This is a genomic window from Pseudoalteromonas shioyasakiensis (assembly GCF_022398475.1).
GTDB lineage: Bacteria > Pseudomonadota > Gammaproteobacteria > Enterobacterales > Alteromonadaceae > Pseudoalteromonas.
In genome coordinates this window covers 1-7,448 of the sequence record NZ_JAKEVM010000178.1, presented here as the reverse complement: position 1 = coordinate 7,448, position 7,448 = coordinate 1, and the positions used below count along the sequence as shown (strand labels likewise).

Below are 7,448 nucleotides of genomic sequence, written 5' to 3'. Positions count from 1 at the left end.
GCTTAAACTTGTAGCTTAAAAATCTTACATTAAAATAAAATTAATTCATTTAATGATTTAAGTATTTCAACTGCTTGCCGATAAGCAGTTAATAATAAAAATTTGATACCTGAGGGTGTCGTGTAATTGTTCCTCTGGAGGGGTATGTGGATTTAGCAACCATAATAGGTATTCTTGGTGCCATAGGCTTAATTGCTATGTCGATGGTGTTAAGTAGTGACGGCCAAGTTGCAATGTTTTACAACACGCCTTCGGTGGTCATTGTATTTGGTGGTTCGATTTTTATCGTATTATCGAATTTCACTATGGGGCAATTTTTGGGCATAGGTAAAGTCGCTGCAAAAGCCTTTATGTTCAAAATCGAATCTCCAGAAGAATTAATTGAAAAAGCAGTAGAATTAGCTGATTCAGCACGTAAAGGTGGTTTCTTAGCATTAGAAGAAGCCGAAATCCCCAACGGTTTTATGCGCAAAGGGGTCGATATGTTAGTGGATGGTCATGATGCTGATGTTGTTCGTGCCACCCTACAAAAAGATATTTCTCTTACAGCTAACCGTCATGAACTAGGGGCTGGGTTATTTAAATCACTTGCCGATATTGCCCCTGCGATGGGTATGATCGGTACGCTAATCGGTTTGGTTGCTATGTTATCAAACATGGATGACCCAAAAGCAATCGGCCCTGCAATGGCGGTTGCACTTTTAACTACTCTCTATGGTGCGTTCTTAGCAAACGTTGTTGCTATTCCAATTCAGGTAAAACTAGAGCTACGTAAAGACGAGGAAGCGCTTAATCAACGTTTAATTCTCGACGCGGTACTAGGTATTCAAGATGGTCAAAACCCGAAAGTAATTGAAGGTATCTTGAAAAACTACTTAGCTGAATCAAAACGTAAAGTTGATACCGAGGAGTAGGGCATGTCAGATCAAGAGTGCAAATGTCCACCACCGGGTTTACCCGCGTGGATGGGAACCTTCGCAGATTTAATGTCATTATTAATGTGCTTCTTTGTACTCTTGCTTGCTTTCTCAGAAATGGACGTACTGAAGTTTAAGCAAATTGCCGGCTCCATGAAGTTTGCTTTCGGTGTACAAAATAAAATTGAAGTAAAAGATATTCCAAAGGGAACCTCGGTCATTGCCATGGAGTTCACTCCGGGTAAACCTGAACCCACTCCTATTGAAACGATTCAACAACAAACCGTAGAAATGACGCAACAAATGCTTGAGTTTCAGGCTGGCGACGAAAGCTCTGCCGGTGGTCGACAAGAACAGCGCGGTAATAAACGTGGTGGTGAATCGCAAAGTACGGCTCAGCAACAAGCTTTAGAACAGTCAATTTCAGCAGCTGATCAAGAACAAACAAATGAACTTGTGAAGAAAATTGCTCAGCAACTAGAACAGCAAATTATGGATGGTGCGATTGAGCTCGAGTCATTAGGTCAGCAAATTATTATTCGTATCCGTGAGAATGGCTCATTCCCATCAGGTAGTGCTTTTTTACAGCCAAAATTTAAACCTATTATTCGTGATATTGCTACGCTGTTAAAAGATGTGCCGGGTGAAATAACCGTGTCAGGTCACACTGATGACTTCCAAGTATCGAATGAACTTTATACTAATAATTGGGATTTATCATCAAAACGTGCGGTGGCAGTTGCCAGTGAAATGGAAAAAGCGCCCGGTTTTGATAAATCTCGTATGATGGTGGTAGGTCACGCAGAAACAAGGCCTCTTGTACCGAATGTGACCGATGAAGATCGCAAGCGTAATCGCCGTGTTGAAATCTCTATTATGCAAGGTAAAGCACACGAGTCTGACCCTATTGATGTAAGGCAATAAATCAATTAAAGTGAAACTTCATTAACATATGTAATGGAGTATAAAAATGAAAAAAGTTGATAAATATAGCTATATGCCAGGCAATGGTGATGGCGGTGATGATGATAAAACTGATTAAGGCACTGCATTTTGCCTGATTGGTTTGTAGAAATTAGAGTTATATTAAGCAATAGCTGGGTGTTCATTTTGAGCCCGGCTATTATTATTTTTTACCTTCGTAAAGATTGGCCCGCTTTTTATTTCTCTATCATTACTGCTGCTTTTTTCCTTTATGGAACTCTTATTTATTCTGCTTTAAGAGAGTTTGATGATATCTATATCTGGCGCTATGTAGTCTGGGCTTTTAATGATATTGCTTGGATGGCAATCATTGCTTACTTGGGTATTAAAGATAAAGTCTACTTATGGCAAAGTGTTTTAGGGCAGTTGGTTGTGATAATGGCGCCCATTCTACAGTTGTTCCGTTTAGTTGACCGCCACCTTTGGGATTTGTCTTACAGCACCTACATGTACAAGACCCTGCTACCGCTAATCAATATTGGTACTGTGGTCGTATGTTACCTACCGCTTATCTACCTCTTTACTCGACGAAGCCAGCAAGCATAAGGCGTTTCTTCGTTAAAAATCCTGTGCTAGACTACTGTTTATAAAAACAGTATTTAGTGTTGCGTTATGAAACTTTACATTGCCGAAAAACCATCCTTGGCGCGAGCCATTGCAGATGCACTGCCAAAACCACAAAAAAAGCATGATGGCTATATAGAGCTAGGTAATGGTGATTGTGTCTCATGGTGTATTGGTCATTTGCTTGAACAAGCAGAACCCGATGACTACGATGCAAGTTTTAAAAAGTGGCGGTTTGAGCATTTACCTATCGTGCCTGAACAGTGGCAATTAAAGCCTAAATCAAAAACACGTAAACAACTCACTGTATTAAAAAAGCTAATCAAGCAGGCAAATATAATTGTTCATGCCGGCGACCCTGATAGGGAAGGCCAGCTATTGGTTGATGAAGTGATCGAACAGGTTAAACTTAGCCAAGTTAAAAAACAGCAAATTCAACGACTCTTGATCAGCGACTTAAACTTAGGTGCAGTTAAAAAAGCGCTGAATAATTTAAAATCGAATCGCGATTTTATTCCATTGAGTGTATCGGCTTTAGCTCGCTCACGTGCCGATTGGCTATTTGGCATGAATTTAACTCGCGCTTATACGCTTGCTGGGCAAAAAGCTGGGTTTGGTAATGTGTTATCTGTTGGGCGTGTTCAAACTCCTATTTTAGGTCTAGTTGTAAATCGTGATAATGAAATAGCTAACTTTGTAGCGAAACCTTTTTATGAAGTATTAGCTCATCTTGAAACTCAGCAGCAGCAAGTATTTTCTGCAAAGTGGCAGCCAAGTAAAGCATGTGAACCTTATCAAGATGAAGAAGGGCGGGTATTACATAGAGGGCTTGCTGAAAATGTTGTGTCACGCATAACTAATCAGCCAGCGAAAGTAGTTGAGCTTGAACAAAAGCAAAAAAAGCAACAAGCGCCACTGCCTTATAACTTGTCGGCTTTACAAATTGATGCGGCAAAGGCTTTTTCAATGCCAGCACAAAAGGTGCTAGATACCTGTCAAAGCTTGTATGAGCGTCATAAGTTAATTACGTACCCTCGTTCAGATAACCGCTATTTACCAAAAGAGCATCATAAAGATGCAGCGAGTATTATTGCCGCCATCACTAATAATGAAGGTCAAGTAAATGAAGCTTGCAAGCAAGCTGATACCAATAAGCGGAGTAAATGTTTTAATGACAGCAAGGTTGCAGCTCACCACGCTATTGTTCCTACTGAAAAACAGCTTCGCTCAGCATCATTAAATAGTGATGAACAAAAAATCTATCGGTTGATCTGCCGTCATTATTTAATTCAGTTTTATCCAGACTATATATTTAACGAAACTAAAGTAACGGTTGAAATTGCGGGTGGGCTTTTTAAAGCTGCTGCTAAGCAAGATGTTAGCTTAGGCTTTAAAACATTAATGGGCAAAACAGAGTTAAAAGATGAGCAAACCTTACCGCCACTTGAAAAAGGTCAGTCGCTACATTGCAATCAAGGTGAAGTGGTAGACAAAATGACGACACCGCCAGCGCATTTTACTGATGCTACCTTATTGAGTGCTATGACAGGCATCAGCCGCTATGTGAAAGACCCAGAAATTAAAAAGATCCTCAAAGAAACTGATGGCTTAGGCACTGAGGCTACAAGGGCTGGTATTCTTGAGCTTTTATTTAAACGACGCTTTTTAGAGCGTCAGGGTAAAAACATTCTAGCTACCGCAACAGGCAAAGCTCTTATAAGTACATTACCAGAGCAGCTTGCTAGCCCTGACTTAACAGCTAAGTGGGAAGCATCGTTAGGGAATATAGCTGAGCAACACATGAGTTATCAGCAATTTTTAACACCATTGTTGGCAGAGTTACATGCTTTAGTTGAGCAAGCCAAGCAGTGCGACAGCCAAGTCTTTGCTCAGTTACCAAAAACGCCGCAAAAGCGACGTTTTAAAAGAAAAACTAAGCCTAGAGCTAAGTCAGCCTAAACTATTTTTTGTTGAATAGGGCAACCGCAGCATTACTCATCGCTGTAATCCCTGTAGGAAGAGCCTTCTTGTAATCAGGTGCAAACTTGCTTGAGTGTAAAGAAGGTAATGTTGCGCCAGATTGCATTGCTGCATCATATTGACTCGGTTCAACACCGCCTAACCAAAACAAAGTAATTGGCACGTGCTGCTCTGTACGACCGTATAGACCAAAGTCTTCGCCAGCCATTACAGCTTCAGTTTCAAGAACATTGTCTTCACCAATAGCATTAGCAATTGCTGAACGCACTACATTGGTTTGTGCAGGGTTATTGTAAGTCGAAGGAATTGACTCATCTTCATGTACATATACTTCAGGCGCTAAGCTTTCATCAAGGCCAGCACTTAATGCGATACCTTTAGAAATTCGTTTAATCGCCGCGATTTGTTGCAAACGTACTTCAGGGTTATAACTGCGAAGTGTGAGCTGTAGTTTTACTTCATCAGAAATGACATTGTGTTTAGAGCCACCATGAATTGAGCCAACAGTGACCACTGACGGTTCAAGTGGTGACAATTCGCGACTAGTAATAGTTTGCAGTGCCAATACAATACGTGAAGCAATCACAACAGGGTCTATTGTTGTATGTGGATAGGCACCGTGACCGCCTTTACCCTTTACAGTAATATCAACAGAGTCAACACTTGCCATCGTATACTCAGTTTTCATGCTAACTTTACCAGCAGGAACACTCGCACTTACATGTAAACCAATAACATGGTCTGGAGTAGGGTACTTAGTAAAAAGCCCTTCTTTAAGCATTGCTTTTGCACCACCGCCTACTTCCTCTGCAGGTTGTGCGACCATCATTAACGTACCTTGCCATTGATCTTTATGTGTCATTAACTGTTGTGCTGTGCCAATAAATGAACTCATGTGAATATCATGACCACAACCATGCATTACGCCAACTGTTGCACCAGCATTATTTGTTACAGTCACTTTAGAGGCGTAAGGTTTTCCTGTTTGCTCAACAATTGGTAATCCATCAGTATCTGTGCGGATCATTACTGTAGGGCCATCACCGTTTTCATAAATACCAACAACGCCGTAACCACCCACATTATCAGTAACAGTAAAGCCCAGCTGTTTTAATTGCTTTGCTAGCTTTTGACCTGTTTGTTTTTCGTGGTAAGACAGCTCGGGAGATTGATGTAAATCTAAATAAAGCTTTTCAATCTCAGGCATAGTTTTTTTGAGATTTAAATCGAGCGTTGTTGCTTGTGCGAATGGACTAAGAAGTAATAAAGCTGCAGAAATAGCAGATAATTTCATAATGACCTCGACCCGTGGGGCTTGTAATTGTTATGTTTGCCACTATATAAAAACCTAAATACTTATATAGTGCAATCGATCAAATGAATAATATGATAAAACTTACCCAGCAAAATTTGCAGCAAGCACTGGGTGAAACGTCCGCTGAAAAACTAGTGCTACTTACTTTTTACTCTGCGCAAAACCCAGAGTGTCATCAGCAAGCTGCAATTTTAGAGAAAATAGCAAATGAGTATGGTGAGCATTTATTAGTAGCAACATTAGATTGTGATGTTGAGCAAGCTCTTGCAGGGCAACTTGCGCAGCAAATTGGTTTACAAGCATTACCTACGCTTGTGATGTTAAAAGAATCAGCGCCTGTAGATATGTTACCGGGTGCTCAAACAGAGCAGCAAATTCGCGATGCGCTAGCCAAACATTTACCAGCTCAACACGAGTTATTACTAGAGCAAGCTAAGCAAGCGTTAATCAATCAAGATTTAAATAATGCTTTTAACTATGCAAAGCAGGCTTATGAGCTTGATCCAAACCATACACGGGTAAAGTTAGTTTTAGCTGATATCTGTATTCAAATTCATAAATTAGAAGATGCACAAGCATTATTAGATTCGGTTGCAGAAAATGAACGTGATGCGTATTTCACAAATATCCAAGCAAAATGTGAACAAGCATTAGCAGCAACAGATTCACCAGAGATAAAAGCACTGCAGGATAAAGTTGAAAAATACCCAAATGATTTAGAGATAAAAGTAGAACTAAGTAATGCTCTTAATAGCGCGGGTCGTAAAGAAGAAGCTTTAGAGATGCTATTTAATGTACTTAAAAAAGATCTTAACTACGCAGATGCAAAACCAACCTATCTAGAAATTATCGCTTCTTTACCTGATGGCGATGCCTTGGCATCTAAGTATCGTCGTAAGTTATATAGTATCTTGTACTAATTCAGAGTTGATTGATAAAAGCGCCACTAAGATTGTGGCGCTTTTTTTTATTTAAAAACTTGCGTATTACCTAATTTCGATAATACTTAAGATCCTCTCGAGAAAAGTTGACTGTATTTTGTACAGCAAACTGTGTTTTTTACTGCCTTTAGCTTGTTTTTTGCGCGAAAGGTAAGTTTTTAGTAGTTTTCTACAAAAAGTGCTTGCGTTAATTCTTCGCATCCCTATAATGCGCATCCACTGACACGGCGGGCAGCAACGAAAGATGCTGAACAACGTAGCAGAGAGTTAAGTAAAACTTCGGTTTAAAACGGTCTAAAAAGAAAGTTTAAAATTAAGTGTTGACTCGAAAAATTAAGGATGTATTATACGCATCCCTAGCGACAACGTCGCAACGTTCTTTAACAATATAAAGCAATCATCTGTGTGGGCACTCGTACAGATTGAGTTCTAACAGCGAAGCTTAGTTTACTAAGTGGAGCAAACAAATTTAGAGTCTCAATTTCTTATGAGTGACTATATAGTCAATTTATACAGAATTCATTGAGCACGAAACTTCGGTTTCAAAAAACTTTTAATTGAAGAGTTTGATCATGGCTCAGATTGAACGCTGGCGGCAGGCCTAACACATGCAAGTCGAGCGGTAACAGAGAGTAGCTTGCTACTCTGCTGACGAGCGGCGGACGGGTGAGTAATGCTTGGGAATATGCCTTATGGTGGGGGACAACAGTTGGAAACGACTGCTAATACCGCATGATGTCTACGGAC

At 40.1% G+C, this 7,448-nt stretch carries 6 protein-coding genes and 1 rRNA gene; 6 read left to right on the top strand and 1 reads right to left on the bottom strand.

Translation table 11 applies throughout. The features are described from left to right. Positions 1–146 precede the first annotated feature (146 nt). The 4 genes from pomA to L1D51_RS19695 all read left to right on the top strand — a co-directional run bounded on the left by pomA (position 147) and on the right by L1D51_RS19695 (position 4,424). Positions 147–914: a flagellar motor protein PomA gene (gene pomA, locus L1D51_RS19710; RefSeq protein WP_054552564.1), complete on the top strand. Its 768-nt coding sequence runs from the start codon at positions 147–149 to the stop codon at positions 912–914. Positions 915–917: 3 nt separating this feature from the next. After that, on the top strand, positions 918–1,841 hold the full coding sequence (locus tag L1D51_RS19705; protein WP_054562656.1) for a flagellar motor protein MotB: 924 nt from the start codon (positions 918–920) through the stop codon (positions 1,839–1,841). A gap of 129 nt (positions 1,842–1,970) precedes the next feature. Next, positions 1,971–2,447: a hypothetical protein gene (locus L1D51_RS19700; RefSeq protein WP_054562655.1), complete on the top strand. Its 477-nt coding sequence runs from the start codon at positions 1,971–1,973 to the stop codon at positions 2,445–2,447. A 66-nt stretch (positions 2,448–2,513) separates the two neighbouring features. Continuing rightward, positions 2,514–4,424, top strand: coding sequence for a DNA topoisomerase III (locus tag L1D51_RS19695; RefSeq protein WP_054562654.1), 1,911 nt, complete (start codon positions 2,514–2,516; stop codon positions 4,422–4,424). 1 nt (position 4,425) lies between these two features. Here L1D51_RS19695 and L1D51_RS19690 read toward each other — a convergent pair whose 3' ends face one another. Further along, positions 4,426–5,739, bottom strand: a complete 1,314-nt coding sequence (locus L1D51_RS19690) for a M20 metallopeptidase family protein (RefSeq protein WP_054562653.1) — start codon at positions 5,737–5,739, stop codon at positions 4,426–4,428. Positions 5,740–5,822: 83 nt separating this feature from the next. Between L1D51_RS19690 and L1D51_RS19685 the strand changes: the two genes are divergently transcribed. Together L1D51_RS19685 and L1D51_RS19680 are read left to right on the top strand one after the other, a co-directional pair. Beyond that, complete coding sequence (locus L1D51_RS19685; RefSeq protein ID WP_055021989.1) at positions 5,823–6,680, top strand: tetratricopeptide repeat protein; 858 nt, start codon at positions 5,823–5,825, stop codon at positions 6,678–6,680. 575 nt (positions 6,681–7,255) lie between these two features. Then, positions 7,256–7,448 (top strand): 16S ribosomal RNA (locus tag L1D51_RS19680); the annotation flags it as partial.